The organism is Burkholderia sp. Bp8991, assembly GCF_003853795.1.
GTDB lineage: Bacteria > Pseudomonadota > Gammaproteobacteria > Burkholderiales > Burkholderiaceae > Burkholderia.
The window spans coordinates 42333-57643 of the sequence record NZ_QTQJ01000004.1 but is presented as its reverse complement, the minus strand read 5'-3'; the positions used below and the strand labels follow the sequence as shown (position 1 = coordinate 57643).

Below are 15311 nucleotides of genomic sequence, written 5' to 3'. Positions count from 1 at the left end.
TGCCCGCCGCCGCCATCCGCGCGCCCCCATCAGTATGTGCGGCCGAGCTGCAGGTAGATGTTGCGCCGGCCGCCCGGCGCGAGCGCGATACCCATGTACAGCGGACCGAATGAGGTCGACAGGCTCGTGAAGAACGTATAGCTCTGCTTGAGCGTGCCGCCGCCGACCTTCACGCCGCTCGACCACACGTTGCCGAGTTCCGCGCTGGCGCCGACCGACAGCGCCTTGATCGGGGACGCGTTGAACGTCATCAGCTGGTTCATGTAGGTCACGTTGCCGTACGCGAGTTCGTTGCCCGTCAGCTGGTCGGCCGCATACGCGGCCAGATGCTGGAACCCGCCGAGCGTGAAGTTGAACGCGTTGATCAGGTTGGTGCCGCCGATGCTCTTGCCGCCCTCGATCGTTGCACTGACGCTGTGCCGGCCGAACTGCTGCGCGATCATCGCCTTGGCGTAGAGCTCGGTGTAAGGCGTGTTGGATGTATCGGCGAGGTCCTCCGCGGACTGGCTGTTGTGCGACCACAGCGACCGTTCGACACGGAATTCGCCGTAGTAGCCGCGGCGCGGGAACATCGGATCGTCGAGCTGATCGATGACGAGCCGCGCACGCGCGGTCAGCGCCTGCGACGTGAAGCTCGGCCAGATCAGCGTCGAGCTGCCGTCATCGAACGGGAACGGCAGGTTGTAGTTCGGCGAGCCGTGCCCGGTCGCATAGCCGATACCCATCCGGAAGTCGCCGAGCCGCGCGATCGGCAGGCCGAAGTCGAGCCCGGTGCGCGCCGTCTGCATCAAGTACTGGTTCAGCTTCACTTCGCCGCTGTTGTCGTACAGGTTCACGTAGCGACGCTGGTATTCCGCATAGGGCGAAATGTACAAGCCGTATGCGGCCGGCAACGGCTGGCGCAATTCGACGCGCGCCGACTGCAGGTCGCTGCCGATCGTCGTGTCCGCGCGGAACTCGAGGCCCGATTCGGTGAGCCACGGCCGCCGGTAGCCGACGTGCAGGCGGAAGCCGCCTTCGTCGGTCGAGCTGCTCGACATCCCGACGCCGAACAGCAGGAAATTCGGCCCCCAGTATTTCTCCCGCGCATCGATCTCGAGCACGTTCTCGTCGCCGTGGCTCACGATCTGCTGCGTCACGCTCTCGAAATTGCCGCCGGTCGTCAGTCCGAGCAGGTCCTGGCTGACGGTCGCCGGATCGTAGGTGTCGCCCGGTCTCACGTGCAGCGCGTCGGCGACGACACGCTTGGGCACGCCGCCGGTCGTCTTGATCTCGACCCGCGTGATGCGGATCGGCGGCGGCAGCGGCTGCGCATGCGCGGACCGGTAGGCCGCGTACTGTTCCGGCGTGAGCGCGAGGTGCCTGAGCCGCGGCAGCGCCGCGGTCGCGGCGGCCGCGCCGGCGGCGATCGCCTGCTTCGCGTTCTGGAAATCGGTGAACGCGAGCGCGCCGAGGTCGGGCGTGAGCAGCACGTCCTGCGCGGCGAGCTGCTTGCGCTGCGACGTCACGTTCTGGCGGATCAGGATGCCGACCATCTGCTGCATCACGTCCGCCGGCGACGCGAGCGCGTCGAGCGGACGCAGCTGCGAGCCGATGTCGACGGCGATCACGACCTTCGCACCCATCTGCCGCGCGGTGTCGACCGGCAGGTTGCTGACGAGCCCGCCGTCGACGAGCGCGCGGCCGTTGATCTCGGCCGGCGCGAACAGGCCGGGCATCGCCATGCTCGCGCGGATCGCGAGCGGCAGCGAGCCGCGGTCCAGCACGACCATCTGGCCGGTCTGCAGGTCGGTCGCGACCGCGCGATACGGGATCGGCAACTGGTCGAACGGCTGGTTGGTCGGTACGGCGGCGGTCCAGTTCGCGAGCAGCGCCTGCAGCCGGTTGCCCTGCACGAGGCCGACCGGCGCCTTCACGCCTTTCTTGCCGAAGCCCAGCGTCAGGCTGTTGATGTACAGGCGCTCGTCCTCGCGGCTGGTTTGCGGCAGGTCGGCGCGGTCGGTCACGTCGAACGCGATGTCGGCCAGGTTCACCTCCGACAGTTGCTTCTGCATCTCGTCGGCGGCCATCCCGCTCGCATACAGGCCGCCGACCACGGCGCCCATGCTCGTGCCGGCGATGCAGTCGATCGGAATGCGGTTCTCCTCGAGCACCTTCAGCACGCCCAGGTGCGCGTAACCGCGCGCGCCGCCGCCGGACAGCACGAGGCCGACCGGCGGCCGGCCGGCCGGGCCGCCGTCGGCGTTGCAGGTCGATGCGGGCGTGGCGGCGGGGGCGGCCGCCGTGGCAGGGGCGGCCGGTGCGGCGGGAGTAGCCGCCGGCGCGGTGCGCGCGGCGGTGTCGGCGGCCGGCAAGGGCTGCGCGGCAACGGTGCAGCACCACAGCGCAACGAGCGTGGCGCCGAGCCGGCGCACCCCGAGCCAGCGGAGAGAGGCGGTCGCTGTCATGGTGGAATACCTGGCGTGATCGGGCGTCGGGCGCCTGCCGGGAGCAGGCAAGACCGAGAGATTACCGTGTTTTACAAGCGCAACGCGAGCGGCCGATGCGTAGCCGCGGGCCTGCCGAAACGCGGTTTCGGCAATTTCGTCGCGAAATAATCATTGGAATTGCTTAAAGTATCGGCACGATTTGCCGCTAAGACCTCAATGGGGCGGCGAAGGTGCGCCGCGGGGATGCGGCCTGGCCGCTTCGGCCGTTTGTTCAACAAAAGGGTAACCATGTCGACACCGCTGTTCGGAAAGTTGTTTGCGCAACCCGTTGCGATCGACCCTGGAACGGCGAGTACGCGGATCTATACGCACGAGCGCGGCGTGGTGCTGGATCAGCCGTCGGTCGTGTGCTTTCGCAAGGGCGTTGCGTCCGACGCGCGACCGACGCTCGAGGCGGTCGGCGAACTCGCGAAGGCGCTGCTCGGCCGCGAGCCGGGGCATCTCGAGGCCGTGCGGCCCATGCGGCACGGTGTGATCGCCGATGCGCACGCCGCCGAGCAGATGTTTCGCCGCTTCATCGACATGTCGCGCACGCGCTCGCGCTTCAGCCGCCGCGTCGAGGTCACGCTGTGCGTGCCGTCGGATGCGACGGCGGTCGAGCGTCGCGCGATGCGCGAGGCGGCGTTCGCGGCCGGTGTATCGGACGTCGAACTGATCGAGGAAGCGCTCGCCGCCGCACTCGGCGCGGGCCTGCCGGTGACCGAGCCGGTCGGCTCGATGGTCGTCGACATCGGCGCCGGGACGACCGAAGTCGCGGTGATCGCGCTCGGCGGTGTCGTCTATCGCGAGGCGATCCGGGTCGGCGGCAACCAGTTCGACGCGGCGATCGTCAATCACGTGCGCAACCTGTACGGCGTGCTGCTCGGCGAGCAGACCGCCGAGCGCGTGAAGGAGACGATCGGCTCGGCCACCAGCGCCGTGCCGCGCGCGTCGACGCGCGCGATCGGGCGCAGCGTCAAGGACGGCCTGCCGCGTTCGATCGAGCTGTCCAACCACGATGTGGCGGACGCGCTGGCCGCGCCGCTCAAGCAGGTGATCGGCGCGGTGAAGTCGGTGCTGGAAAACGCGCCGGCCGAACTCGTGACCGACATCGCACATCGCGGCATGATGCTGACGGGCGGCGGCGCGCTGCTCGCGGATCTCGAGCGCCTGCTGCGCGACGAGACCGGGCTGAGCGCGCGGATCGCCGACGAGCCGGCCACCTGCGCGGTGCGCGGCGCCGGGGAGGCGATGGGGCGGCTCGCGATGTGTCCGGTGGATTGACGCCGGCCGGGCAGGCGCGTTGGCGTTCGTTGCCGTTCTTCGAACCGTGATCCTCCAGTGTGGCGAACGTCGTCCGGTTTCTCCGGACCCGCTTGACACGTGGTGTCGACCACGATGCCCGGACATGCGCGAGCGGGCCGTGGCCGCGCGCCGTGCAAGCTGGCGGCCTGCTTCTCCAGGCGTCCGACACCTTTGAGCCGGCATTTCGGGCGGGGCGGGAGGCGCGTCTTTTTCGGCGCTGCGCGCGTCCCCCGTTCTGGCCTATCCTGTGCGAAACACGCGACGCGCGCCGCGCGTTGCGCCTCGACACAGGAGCATCGATGCCGAATCACGCCGAAGCCACCACGACGCAGGCGCCGCAAGTCGCGCCCGTCCCCCCGACCCAGGCGACAGGCCCCGCATTCATCGCGCCCGAAGCCGATCCGCAGGCGCTCGCACGCAACAACCAGTACGTCCTGAAATCTGGCGACGCGTTCGTCGTCAGCGACGCGCTCGGTGACGTCGGCGGCCATGACGACGGCCTGTTCGTCGACGACATGCGCGTGCTGTCGACCTGGCGCCTGACGTTCGGCGGCCGCGCGCCGTCGCTGCTGTCGGGCGCGACGAGCGCGGACAACGCGTCGTTCACCGCGCACCTGACGAACCGCCCGCTGCCGCCGCTCGGCGGTCGCGAGACGCCCGAGGGCGTGATCCACATCGAACGGATGCGCGTGCTCGCGGGCGACGTGCTGTACGAAGCGCTGACGCTGACCAACTATGGCGCGAGCGAGGCCGAGGTGCCGCTGTCGCTGTCGTTCGCGGCGGATTTCAAGGACATGTTCGAAGTGCGCGGCACGCAGCGCCCGAAGCGCGGCACGGTGGTTGCGCCGCGCGTCGACGGCGGTGCGGTGCGGCTGCGCTACGACGGCCTCGACAAGGTCGAACGCAACGTGACCGTGCATTTCTCGCCGGCGCCCGACGCGTTGTCGGTCGATCGTGCCGATTACACGCTGACGATCGCCGCGCAGGCGTGCGTGTCGATCTACCTGACCGTCGACGCGACGCTCGGCCGCGCGCACGACGGTGAAGGCCCGGGATGCGGGCGCGTCGCGCTGCGCACCGCGCTCGTCGGCGTGCATCGCGAGATGCGCTCGCGCCGCGAGTCGATGGCGCGCGTGAACACCGGCAATCCGCTGTTCGATGCATGGCTCGACCGCTCGCTCGCGGATCTCGGGCTGCTCACGACGCAGCTCGATACCGGGCCGTATCCGTATGCGGGCATTCCGTGGTTCTCGACGCCGTTCGGCCGCGACGCGGTGATCACGTCGCTGCAGATGCTGTGGCTGCAGCCGTCGCTCGCGCGCGGCGTGCTGCGCTTTCTGGCGGAGCACCAGGCGCGCGAGACGTCCGCGTTTCGCGATGCGGAGCCCGGCAAGATCATGCACGAATTCCGCCGCAGCGAAATGGCCGCGACGGGAGAGGTGCCGTTCGCGCTCTATTACGGCGGCGTCGACACGACCCCGCTGTTCATCGTGCTCGCGGGCGCGTACGTCGAACACACCGGCGACGATGCGCTGATCGACGAGCTGTGGCCCGCGCTCGAGCGCGCCGCGCAGTGGGTGATCGACAAGTGCGACCGCAATCCGTACGGGCTGCTCGACTACCAGCGCACGTCGGAGCGCGGTCTCGCGAACCAGGGCTGGAAGGACAGCCACGATTCGGTGTTTCATGCGGACGGCCGTTTTCCCGACGGCCCGATCGCGCTCGTCGAAGTGCAGGCGTATGCGTGCGCGGCGCTCGATGCGATGTCGATGTGCTCGCACCGGCGCGGCCACGCGGCCGACGCGACACGCTATGCGCTGCGCGCGAAGGCGCTGCGTGACCAGGTCGAGACGCTGTTCTGGATGCCGGAAGGCCAGTTCTACGGGATCGCGCTCGACGGTCACGGCGACCTGTGCCGCGTGCTGGCGTCGAACGCGGGCCATCTGCTCGCGTTCGGCCTGCCCGACGCCGAGCGCGGCGCGGCGGTCGCCGGCGTGCTCGGCTCGACGCTGTTCCAGACGGGCTGGGGCGTGCGCACGCTCGCGGCCGGCCAGCCGCGCTTCAACCCGATGGCCTATCACAACGGCTCGGTGTGGCCGCACGACAATGCGCTGATCGCGCGCGGGCTTGCGCGCTACGGCGACAAGACGGCCGCGGTGAACCTGCTGCGCGCGCTGTTCGAAGCCGCGGTCAGCTTCGAGATGCGGCTGCCGGAGCTGTTCTGCGGGTTCCCGCGCCGGCGCGGCGAGCCGCCGACCGCCTATCCGGTCGCGTGCCTGCCGCAGGCGTGGGCGGCCGGTGCGCCGTTCATGATGCTGCAGGCGTGTCTCGGCGTGAGCGTCGACGCGGCGCGCCACGAGGTGCGGGTCGAGCGCCCGGCGCTGCCCGAAGGTGTCGACTGGCTGCGCATCGACGAACTGCGCGTGGGCGACGAAACGGTATCGCTGACGTTCCGGCGCGTCGACGGCCAGGTGATCGCGTCGGCGGAGCAGCCGGGGCGGGTGAAGGTGGTCGCGGTGCTGTAGCGCATGCGGCTGCACGGACGTTGCGCGATGTCGTGCCACGTCCGCACGCAGCGGCATAGAATCGTGACATGACCCTTGAACGATGGCGGAGGCACCTACGATGACGACCGACAACCGGCCCGACGACGGCGAGCAGAAGAAGCTCGAGAACCTGGAAGCGGCGGTCGACCACCTGCACAAGTCGATCGAGTCGCAGAGCATCGCGGCTGGCGCGGCGAAGGGCATCCTGTTCAGCCTGATCGAAACGCTCGGCGCGCTGATCGGCGATCCCGACCTGCCCGAACATGCGCGCTCCGGGTACGAGGCGCTGCGCGACAAGGCGAGCGAATTGCGCCGCGGGCTCGACCGGCATTGACGAAGCGGCAGCCGGCGTCGGCCGCCTGGCCCGCGTCGGCGCTGCCCAATCCTGCACGGCGCGCACAAAACCCCGTGTGCTCAATGAGTTAGCCGGCCGGTGCGCAGGATATCCACAAGCTTGCCAACACAATCTGTGGAGAACCGGCCGGCCCCCGACCGGCCGCGCAAGCGCCGCCGCGAGGCCCCACACGATGACGCGTCATTGACCTGTCTGGCCCGATCTACTGAATCCCCTTTTGTATCAGGATGTTACGCGTCACATTGGTGGAATATCCACAGGCTTGCCAACAAAATCTGTGGATAAGTCTGACGTGATTGCTTCCTGATGGTTGACGATCCGGCGCGCGGCGGCCGCGGCGTCGAAGCCTTTGCGCACGGGCTGCCCGCTGCGTGCGTCGGCGCGATAATTCGTGCGCGATCAACGGGTTAGACCTCGGGTACCCAGGATATCCACATCCTTGCCAACACAATCTGTGGACAAGCCGGGCCGCATCATTCGAGCGGCGCGGTATCGGCCGCCTCCGCGACGATCCAGTCGCGAAACAGCGTCATCGCCGGCGAGAGCGGCTTCGACTTCAGCGACGTGAGCCAGTAGCCGCCCGCGCGCACGTCGATGTCGAACGGCCGCGCGAGCAGGCCGAGCTGCAGTTCGCGCGCGAACATGCAGGCTGGCGCGAGCGCGATGCCGGCGCCCTGCATCGCGGCCTCGACCATCAGCCGCGACGAATCGAACACGGGCCCGTTCACTGCCCACGGTTCGAGCGGCGCGGCATCGAACCAGCCGAGCCATTCGTCGGTGCGGTACGAGCGCAGCAGCGTTTCGTTCGCGAGATCGGCCGGCCGCGCGAGGCGCCGCGCGATCTCCGGCGCGCACAGCGCGGTGAGTGGGGCGTCGAGCAGCCGCTCGTTGCGCGTCGCCGGCCAGTTGCCTTCCCCGAAGCGGATCGCGAAATCGAGACCCTCGGCCGCGAGGTCGACGACGTTGTTGTGGGTCCGCAGCCGCAGCTCGACGAACGGGTGCGTGTCGCCGAAGCGCTTCAGTCGTGGCATTAGCCAGCCTATGGCAAAGGTGCCGACCGCGCCGAGCGTCAGCACTTCGTGGAAGCGCCCGCCGTCGAACTGCTTGAGCACGGTTTCGATCCGGCTGAATGCGTCGCTGAGCACCGGCAACAGCGCGCGCCCTTCGTCGGTGAGCCCGAGGCCGCGCGGCAACCGGGTGAACAGCGCACAGCCGAGCCGCTCCTCGAGCGAGCGCACCTGTTGGCTCACGGCCGCCTGGGTCACGCTCAGCTCGAGGCCGGCGCGCGTGAAGTTCAGGTGGCGCGCCGACGATTCGAACGCGCGCAACGCATTGAGCGGAAGGTGAGGGCGGAGCTTCGTCATAAGAATTTCTTTTGTCAGCGCTCAATTATCGTTGCTTGTCAGGCAACCGTAAAGTCACGATAGTGCTGTCTCGCCGGCCGGCCGTTCTGCATCCATTCCACCACGAGAGACACCCCATGACCTACTCATCGCAACGTCGAACCCTGCTGCTGGCCGCCGCGACGGCGCCGCTCGTCCTGACCGTCAGCGCGTGCGCGTCGCCGCCGGCTGCCGGGCAGGACGTTTCGTCCGCGACGTCGTTTGCCGCGCTCGAGCGCGCGGCGGGCGGCCGCCTCGGCGTGTGCGCGATCGACACCGCGGGCGGCCGGCGCGTGCAGCATCGCGCGGACGAGCGCTTCCCGTTCTGCAGCACGTTCAAGGCGATGCTGAGTGCGGCGGTGCTCGCGCAGAGCGTCGAGCGTCCGGGGCTGCTGCAGCAGCGCGTGGCCGTTGCGCAGTCCGATCTCGTGAACTACTCGCCGGTGTCGGGCAAGCATGTCGGCGCCGGGATGACCGTCGCCGAGTTGTGCGAGGCGGCGATCCAGTACAGCGACAACTCGGCCGCGAACCTGGCGATGAAGCTGATCGGCGGGCCGGCGGCGGTGACCGCGTTTGCACGTTCGATCGGCGACGACACGTTCCGGCTCGATCGCTGGGAGACCGAACTGAACACCGCGTTGCCGGGCGACCCGCGCGACACCACGACGCCGGCCGCGATGGCTGCGAGCCTGCGCGTGCTCACGCTCGGCGACGCGCTGCCGCCCGCGCAGCGTGCGCAGCTCGTCGCCTGGCTGCGCGGCAACAAGGTCGGCGACAAGCGGATTCGCGCGGGCGTGCCGGCCGGGTGGCAGGTGGCCGACAAGACCGGCACCGGCGACTACGGGACGACGAACGACGCGGGCGTGATCTGGCCGCCGTCGCGCGCACCGATCGTGCTCGCCGTGTATTACACGCAGACGCGTGCCGATGCGAAGGCGAAGGACGACGTGATCGCGGCCGCCGCGCGTATCGCGGTCGCGACGTTCGCGTGAGCGGGCGGCGCGGCGTGCGTTCATCGATGAATGCACGCCGTGCCGCAGTCGTGACCGGCATGTCGAAACGTTGTGCGATCAACGACTTAGATGACGCATGCTCAGGATATCCACATCCTTGCCAACAAAAATTGTGGACAAGCCCGCGCGCGGCCGCGTTCATCGCGCAGCGGGCGCGGCGCCGGCGTGCGTGAGGCTTGCCTGCCCGGTTCGAAGCGGCACGGACAAAACCTTTCGGATCAAGCGCTTGTGCGTGGTATGCGCAGGCTATCCACACGCTTGCCAACAAAATCTGTGGACAAGCGGCGTGGCGCGCGCGACATGCGGTCCGTCGCGTCGCGTGACGATGCGCGAACGGCACATCGCGTGACCGCGTGCCCGATTCGAAGCGGCGCGGACAAAGTCTTACGGATCAAGCGCTTGATCGCGGTATGCGCAGGCTATCCACATGCTTGCCAACACAATCTGTGGACAAGCCCGCCCGATGTTCAGCCATGCCGATCGTCGACCGAGGGCCAGCGCGCGAACGCGAACACCCACAACATGATGAAGTTCAGGACCGGGACGAACATCGTCAGGATCCACCAGCCTGAATGCCCGGTACGCCGAACGATGCGGACATACGGATAGACGACGATCGCGACGAGCACGAGCGAGACGATCAACTGCCCTGCGGTGAAGTGTTCCATGGTCTTCCTCGGAATGATGTGTCGTTGTCCGATGCGGGCGCAACGGCCGGCACCGTGGTGCCGCTGCGTGAAGTCTCGCGATGCGTGGCGCGTGCGGCTCGTGTGATCGTGACGCGTGGCAGGTGCGGGCGTCAAGCGGCGGGCAGGGTGCCGCTGTTGCGCCGGATCGTCCGTCTGCGCGCGCGGGCGAACCGCGTGCTGCCGCAACGGTGACGCGGCGCATGAATCATTGGCCGATCAACGGGTTAGCCGATGCGTGCGCAGGATATCCACAAGCTTGCCAACAAAATCTGTGGGTAAGTGCTGCGACGATCGCATCGCACATCATTGGGGCATCGACGTGGCATCGTGATGCGAAGTGCGGCGAACCGGCGCGTGTGACGGCCCGGCGCGCGCCGCGTCTGCATCACGCGTGCCAAAGTCCGTCGGATCAACGGCTTAGCGTTGCGGTGCGCAGGATATCCACAAGCTTGCCAACATTTTCTGTGGAGAAGTCCGCGTGGCGATCGCGCGGCGCGGCACATCGTGCAAACCGCCTCGTCCGCCGGATCCACCGTGAAGATGTTGAGGAGCACGACGGGTTGCGCGTCGACGCCGAACTGTTGCCGGATCGGGAAGTTCGGGTCCATCGATTTGAAATGTGGCATTGGGCGCCCCTGCAAGTAGTGCGGCGACGACTCGGAGGGAAGGGATCGGTACGCGATGTCGCGTCGAGGCGAGCGCCTGCTCGACGCGAGTTGGCGCATTCGCTGCGCACGAGCGCCAAACCCTTTCGGATCAATGGTTTGCTGCCGTTGGCGGCCGGTTGTCCACAAGCTTGCCAACACAATCTGTGGAAAAGCCGCCCGTCGGGCGTGTGTCAGGCCGGCACCGGAAAGCGCACCGTCACGGTCAGCCCGCGCCCGCCTTGCGTCGTGCCGAGCGCGACGGTTGCGCGATGCTGTTCGGCGATCCGCTTGACGATCGACAGCCCGAGCCCGCTGCCCGACGACGTGACCGCCTGCGCGCCTTCGCCGCGATAGAAGCGCTCCCATACGTCCGTGCGCTCGGCTTCCGGAATGCCGGGGCCGTCGTCGGCGACTTCGAGCACGGGCGTCGCGCCATCGAGACGCGCGGACACGTCGACGCGCGCGCCGACGCCCGCGTAGCGGATCGCGTTGTCGACGAGGTTGTTCAGCAGCACGCGCAACGTGTCGATGTTGCCGGCGGCCATCACCGGCGACGACACGATCGCGCCGAGGTCGATGCGGTGCGCATCCGCGACGCGCGTGCGATCGGCGACCACCGAGCGGCACAGCGCGGCGAGATCGACGGGCGCGGAGGCCGCGGCGGACGCCTGCGCGTCGGGTTCGAGGCGCGCGAGCGTCAGCAATTGTTCGGCGAGGTGGCCGAGGCGTGTCGTGCCCGCATGGATCTGCGCGAGGATCTGCTCGCGTTCGTCGGCCGTCGACGCGCGCCGCAGCAATTGCGACTGGATCGACAGCCCCATGATCGGCGTGCGCAACTCGTGCGCGGCATCGGCGATGAAGTGCCGCTGCAGCGTGAACGAACGGTCGAGCCGCGCGAGCAGGTCGTTGATCGCTTCGGCGAGCGGGCGGACTTCGTTCGGCATCGACGCGACGTCGACCGGCTCGAGATTGTTCGCATTCCTGCGCTTCAGGCCGGCCGCGATCGTGCGCAGCGGCCGCAGCCCCGCGCCGATGCCGAACCACAGCCCGATCGCGAGCACCGGCAGCATCGAGAACACCGGCCACAGCAGGTGCACCGCGATGCCCGCGATCGCTTCCCAGCGCGCATGGCGCGCCTGCGCGAGCCGGATCGTCGTGCCGCCGCGTTCGGTCACGTAGGTGCGCCACGGCTGGCCGCCGACGTCGACGCTGCCGATGCCCGTCTGCGCGGGCGGCGGCAGCGCGGACTTGCGATCGGTCGAATACACCAGCGTGCCGTTGCGCCAGACCTGCAGCAGCACGGCGTCGGGGTCGCCTGCCTCGAATTCGTGCTTGCCGTCGCGATGGTTGCGGAACGACAGTTCGCCGTTCGGGCCGACGACGATCTGCTTCGACATGCTGCGCATCTGGTCGTCGAGGAGATCGTCGAGTTCGCGCAGCGCGCCCCAGTAGGTGCCCGCGCTTGCGACCAGCCCGATCACGCACGCGGCCGGCAGCAGCCACGTCAACAGGCGCCGCCGCAGCGATGCGCTGCGCCAGCGCGCGATCGCGTGTTGCAGACGCATCATGCGGCATCACCGATCCGGTAGCCGACGCCGCGCACCGTGCGGATCATGTCGTGGCCGAGTTTCTTGCGCAGGTTGTGGATGTGTACCTGCACCGCGTTGCTCTCGATTTCCTCGCCCCAGCTGTACAGCCGTTCCTCGAACTGTTCGCGCGAGATCACGGCGCCGGGGTCGCGCATCAGTTCGTGCAGCAGCACGAACTCCTTCGGCGACAGCGTGACTTCTTCGTCGTTGAGCCAGACCAGGTGCTTGACCGGATCGAGCCGCAGCGGGCCGATCGCGAGCGTCGTCTGCGCGCGCCCTGCGTGGCGGCGGTTGACCGCACGAATGCGGGCGAGCAGTTCCTCGAGCACGAACGGCTTGACGAGGTAGTCGTCGGCACCGCTGTCGAGGCCGGCGATGCGGTCCGGCACGCCGTCGCGCGCGGTGATGATGATCGCCGGCAGGGTTTCGTCGCGGCGGCGCAGCGACGCGAGCACCGACAGGCCGTCGCGGTTCGGCAGCCCGAGGTCGAGCAGCAGCAGGCCGTAGCCGGTCGAGCGCAGCGCGAGCGTCGCGGCGTCGCCGTCCTTGACCCAGTCGACCGCGAAGCCTTCCTGTTTGAGGCCCTGTTCGAGCCCGCTGCCGATCAGCGGATCGTCCTCGACGAGCAGTACGCGCATGGATTCGTGTCTGTTGGCGGGCGCGGGCGCCCGGGGTTCCCATGATAAGCGCAGGTGTCTTAGGCCGAGCTTAAACACGGGCGCCTGCGTGCGTTCGCGCACTGGAACGTTGCGACGGCATGCCGCGGCGCACGGTCTTCAGCTTTGCTTAATCTTACGGTCCGTAATCTGGGGCCGTCGCGTTCAACGGAGCGCGACGCACTCGAAAAAATGGAGGAACGAGATCATGAAACACCTGACGAGAATCCTGGCGGTCGCGCTTGCGGTGCTGCCCGCCGCCGTCTACGCGCAATACACGGGGCCGTCCGCGCTGACCACGACGACCGTGAAGGAACTGCTCGCGAACGGCAAGGACGACCAGCACGTGCAGTTGCAGGGGCGCATCGTCAAGCATGCCGGCGGCGAGGACTACGAGTTCGCCGATGCGACGGGCACGATCCGCGTCGAAATCGACCACAAGCTGTGGGCGGCCGGCCAGCCCGTCAGCGACAAGAACGAAGTGAAGCTGACCGGCGAGTTCGAGCGCAAGTGGTCGGGCAAGGTGAAGGTCGACGCCGATCACGTGGAAGTGCTGCGCTGACCGGTGCACCGGTGCATACGGGGCCGGTGATACCATGGACGACCGGTTCCCGTTCTCACCAAGATGGCTGCCAATTTCGATGAACTCGCGTCCCGGATCCGGGCGCAATTTTCCGAACTGAGCCCGCAATTCCAGGCGGGCGCTGCATTTCTGCTCGATCATCCCGACGAGGTCGCCACCTCGTCGATGCGCAAGGTCGCGCAGCGCGCGCAGGTTCAACCCGCATCGCTCGTGCGGCTCGCGCAGCAATTCGGTTTCCCCGGCTGGAACGAGCTGCGCGACCTGTGCGTCGCGCGCGTGCGCACGCGTCCCGAGCCGCTCACGCAGCGTGCGCGTTCGCTCGTGCGGCCCGACGCGAAGGCGTCGCTCGCGCACGACCTGCTCGCCGCACAGCAGCACAATCTTGCCGCCACCGCCGCACAGAACGGGCACGCGCTCGCGGACGCCGCGAAGCTGATCCGCAAGGCGTCGCACGTGCATGTCGCGGGGTTCCGGTCGTGCTATCCGGTGGCGTTCGGTTTCGTGTACGGCTACCGGCTGTTCCGGCCGACCGTGTCGTTGCTCAACGGTGTCGCCGGCTCGCTCGAGATGGAGTTGCGCACGATCGCGAAGCAGAGCGTGACCGTGATCATCAGTTTCGCGCCGTATTCGGCGGAAGCGACGCGCGTCGCGCAGGCGGCGAAAGCGCAGGGCAGCAGGATCGTCGCGATCACCGACAGCGCGGTGTCGCCGATCGCGCTGCATGCGGACGCGCAGCTGATCTTCACGCACGACAGCCCGTCGTTCTTTCCGTCGCTGGTCGCCGCGCATGCGATGGCCGAGGCGCTGGTCGCGCAGTTGCTGGCGCTCGAAGGCAGCGATGCGATCACGGCGCTCGAGCGCACGGAAGCGGAACTGCATGCGAAGGGCGCGTATGTCGTGTAGCCGCACGCGCGGCTTCGACTGTCTTCCCTCCCGTTTTTCTCCTTGATCCGACGTAACCGATGACGTTCACCTACGACGTGACCGACGCCGGCGATGCGGACGTCCGCAAGCAGATCGCGGCGCCGCTCGTCCGGTTCAACGAAAGCCGGGCCGGCCCGGCCGACTTCCGGCCGCACACCGCGCCGCGCGCCGGGCCCTGACATCCGCATCGATATTTCATCGCGACCTGAACCGTCGCGGTACCGCGCGCGCGTATGCTGACGTCTCCATTCCGAGGAGACGTCAATGTCCGATTCCAACGTGCAGTTCCGTCAGGCCGAAACCTTCCGCGCGCTGCACACGCGCCCCGGCGCCTTCATCATCCCGAACCCGTGGGATGCCGGGTCTGCCCGGCTGCTCGCGATGGCCGGCTTCGAAGCGCTCGCCACCACGAGTGCCGGTTTCGCGTTTTCGAGAGGGCGGCCCGACAACGCGATCGGCCGTGACGAAATGCTCGCCCACATCTCGGAGATCGTCGCGGCGGGCGGCCTGCCGGTCAGCGCCGATCTCGAGAACGGCTTCGGCGACGCGCCCGACACGGTCGCCGAGACGATCCGCCTGGCGGCCGGCGCCGGCGCGGTGGGCGGCTCGATCGAGGATGCGACCGGCCGCGCCGATGCACCGATCTATCCGTACGACGCGGCGGTCGAGCGCATCGCGGCGGCGGTCGACGCGGCGCGCGCGCTGCCGTTTCCGTTCACGCTGACCGCGCGTTGCGAAAACTACCTGCACGGCCGCCACGACCTCGCCGACACGATCGCGCGGCTGGTCGCGTACCGTGACGCGGGCGCCGACGTGCTGTACGCACCGGGCGTGACCGATCCCGACGAGATCGCGGCGCTCACGCGCGCGGTCGGCGCGCCGGTCAACGTCGTGATGGGGCTGCAGGGCGGGTTGCTGAGCCTCGAGACGCTCGCGGCGCTCGGCGTGAAGCGCGTCAGCGTCGGCGGCGCGCTGGCGCGGGCCGCATTCGGCGCGTTCCTGCGCGCCGCGACGGAAATGGCGCGCGACGGCACGTTCACGTTCACGCAGGCGGCGGTGCCGGGCCGCGACCTCAATCGCTGGTTTTCGGCGCCAGACAATTCGCCCGTTCAGTTCGAACAATAAGGGCCGGTGAAACGTGGGAACGTTTCCAA

The 15311-nt window shown here is 68.5% G+C and carries 12 protein-coding genes and 1 pseudogene; 8 read left to right on the top strand and 5 right to left on the bottom strand.

The genetic code is table 11. The features are described 5' to 3' along the window. Window positions 1-29 precede the first annotated feature (29 nt). Complete coding sequence (locus DIE02_RS05690; protein ID WP_124485308.1) at window positions 30-2447, bottom strand: patatin-like phospholipase family protein; 2418 nt, start codon at window positions 2445-2447, stop codon at window positions 30-32. Between the two features lie 270 nt (window positions 2448-2717). Between DIE02_RS05690 and DIE02_RS05685 the strand changes: the two genes are divergently transcribed. The 3 genes from DIE02_RS05685 (at window position 2718) to DIE02_RS05675 (ending at window position 6653) form a co-directional block, all read left to right on the top strand. Continuing rightward, entirely contained in the window at window positions 2718-3752 is a 1035-nt protein-coding gene (locus DIE02_RS05685; protein ID WP_124485309.1) for a rod shape-determining protein, read from the top strand. 320 nt (window positions 3753-4072) lie between these two features. Beyond that, complete coding sequence (locus tag DIE02_RS05680; protein ID WP_124485310.1) at window positions 4073-6298, top strand: amylo-alpha-1,6-glucosidase; 2226 nt, start codon at window positions 4073-4075, stop codon at window positions 6296-6298. A gap of 100 nt (window positions 6299-6398) precedes the next feature. Further along, window positions 6399-6653, top strand: coding sequence for a hypothetical protein (locus DIE02_RS05675; RefSeq protein ID WP_044847902.1), 255 nt, complete (start codon window positions 6399-6401; stop codon window positions 6651-6653). A 494-nt stretch (window positions 6654-7147) separates the two neighbouring features. On the opposite strand, the gene penR is transcribed toward DIE02_RS05675, so the two are convergent. Further along, window positions 7148-8038, bottom strand: coding sequence for a beta-lactamase transcriptional regulator PenR (gene penR, locus DIE02_RS05670; RefSeq protein WP_124485311.1), 891 nt, complete (start codon window positions 8036-8038; stop codon window positions 7148-7150). A 116-nt stretch (window positions 8039-8154) separates the two neighbouring features. On the opposite strand from penR, the gene blaPEN-bcc reads away from it, so the two are divergent. After that, window positions 8155-9048, top strand: a complete 894-nt coding sequence (gene blaPEN-bcc, locus DIE02_RS05665; RefSeq protein ID WP_124485312.1) for a PEN family class A beta-lactamase, Bcc-type — start codon at window positions 8155-8157, stop codon at window positions 9046-9048. A gap of 488 nt (window positions 9049-9536) precedes the next feature. Here the strand turns inward: blaPEN-bcc and DIE02_RS05660 are convergent, their stop codons facing one another. The 3 genes from DIE02_RS05660 to DIE02_RS05645 all read right to left on the bottom strand — a co-directional run bounded on the left by DIE02_RS05660 (window position 9537) and on the right by DIE02_RS05645 (window position 12632). Beyond that, a complete protein-coding gene (locus DIE02_RS05660) occupies window positions 9537-9737 on the bottom strand; it encodes a membrane protein (protein ID WP_044847905.1) in 201 nt (66 codons plus the stop codon). Window positions 9738-10596: 859 nt separating this feature from the next. Continuing rightward, entirely contained in the window at window positions 10597-11973 is a 1377-nt protein-coding gene (locus tag DIE02_RS05650) for an ATP-binding protein (protein ID WP_124485313.1), read from the bottom strand. Then, on the bottom strand, window positions 11970-12632 hold the full coding sequence (locus DIE02_RS05645) for a response regulator (RefSeq protein ID WP_044847907.1): 663 nt from the start codon (window positions 12630-12632) through the stop codon (window positions 11970-11972). Before DIE02_RS05645 ends, DIE02_RS05650 begins: the two co-directional genes overlap by 4 nt. A 226-nt stretch (window positions 12633-12858) precedes the next feature. Here DIE02_RS05645 and DIE02_RS05640 point away from each other — a divergent pair, with 226 nt between their 5' ends. The 4 genes and pseudogenes from DIE02_RS05640 (at window position 12859) to DIE02_RS05625 (ending at window position 15282) form a co-directional block, all read left to right on the top strand. Next, window positions 12859-13212: a YgiW/YdeI family stress tolerance OB fold protein gene (locus DIE02_RS05640; RefSeq protein WP_044847908.1), complete on the top strand. Its 354-nt coding sequence runs from the start codon at window positions 12859-12861 to the stop codon at window positions 13210-13212. A gap of 63 nt (window positions 13213-13275) precedes the next feature. After that, window positions 13276-14136 carry a MurR/RpiR family transcriptional regulator gene (locus DIE02_RS05635; RefSeq protein WP_044847909.1) on the top strand — a complete coding sequence of 287 codons (861 nt, stop codon included), beginning with the start codon at window positions 13276-13278 and terminating at the stop codon, window positions 14134-14136. A gap of 59 nt (window positions 14137-14195) precedes the next feature. Beyond that, a pseudogene (locus DIE02_RS05630) lies at window positions 14196-14309 on the top strand (GNAT family N-acetyltransferase); the annotation flags it as partial. Window positions 14310-14421: 112 nt separating this feature from the next. Continuing rightward, window positions 14422-15282, top strand: a complete 861-nt coding sequence (locus tag DIE02_RS05625) for an oxaloacetate decarboxylase (protein WP_124485314.1) — start codon at window positions 14422-14424, stop codon at window positions 15280-15282. Window positions 15283-15311: the final 29 nt, after the last annotated feature.

What these genes read in the sequence shown, in the direction of transcription:
- DIE02_RS05690 (WP_124485308.1), bottom strand. Translation starts at nt 2,447, where the DNA reads ATGACAGCGACCGCCTCTCTCCGCTGGCTCGGGGTGCGCCGGCTCGGC.
- DIE02_RS05685 (WP_124485309.1), top strand. Translation starts at nt 2,718, where the DNA reads ATGTCGACACCGCTGTTCGGAAAGTTGTTTGCGCAACCCGTTGCGATC.
- DIE02_RS05680 (WP_124485310.1), top strand. Translation starts at nt 4,073, where the DNA reads ATGCCGAATCACGCCGAAGCCACCACGACGCAGGCGCCGCAAGTCGCG.
- DIE02_RS05675 (WP_044847902.1), top strand. Translation starts at nt 6,399, where the DNA reads ATGACGACCGACAACCGGCCCGACGACGGCGAGCAGAAGAAGCTCGAG.
- penR (WP_124485311.1), bottom strand. Translation starts at nt 8,038, where the DNA reads ATGACGAAGCTCCGCCCTCACCTTCCGCTCAATGCGTTGCGCGCGTTC.
- blaPEN-bcc (WP_124485312.1), top strand. Translation starts at nt 8,155, where the DNA reads ATGACCTACTCATCGCAACGTCGAACCCTGCTGCTGGCCGCCGCGACG.
- DIE02_RS05660 (WP_044847905.1), bottom strand. Translation starts at nt 9,737, where the DNA reads ATGGAACACTTCACCGCAGGGCAGTTGATCGTCTCGCTCGTGCTCGTC.
- DIE02_RS05650 (WP_124485313.1), bottom strand. Translation starts at nt 11,973, where the DNA reads ATGATGCGTCTGCAACACGCGATCGCGCGCTGGCGCAGCGCATCGCTG.
- DIE02_RS05645 (WP_044847907.1), bottom strand. Translation starts at nt 12,632, where the DNA reads ATGCGCGTACTGCTCGTCGAGGACGATCCGCTGATCGGCAGCGGGCTC.
- DIE02_RS05640 (WP_044847908.1), top strand. Translation starts at nt 12,859, where the DNA reads ATGAAACACCTGACGAGAATCCTGGCGGTCGCGCTTGCGGTGCTGCCC.
- DIE02_RS05635 (WP_044847909.1), top strand. Translation starts at nt 13,276, where the DNA reads ATGGCTGCCAATTTCGATGAACTCGCGTCCCGGATCCGGGCGCAATTT.
- DIE02_RS05625 (WP_124485314.1), top strand. Translation starts at nt 14,422, where the DNA reads ATGTCCGATTCCAACGTGCAGTTCCGTCAGGCCGAAACCTTCCGCGCG.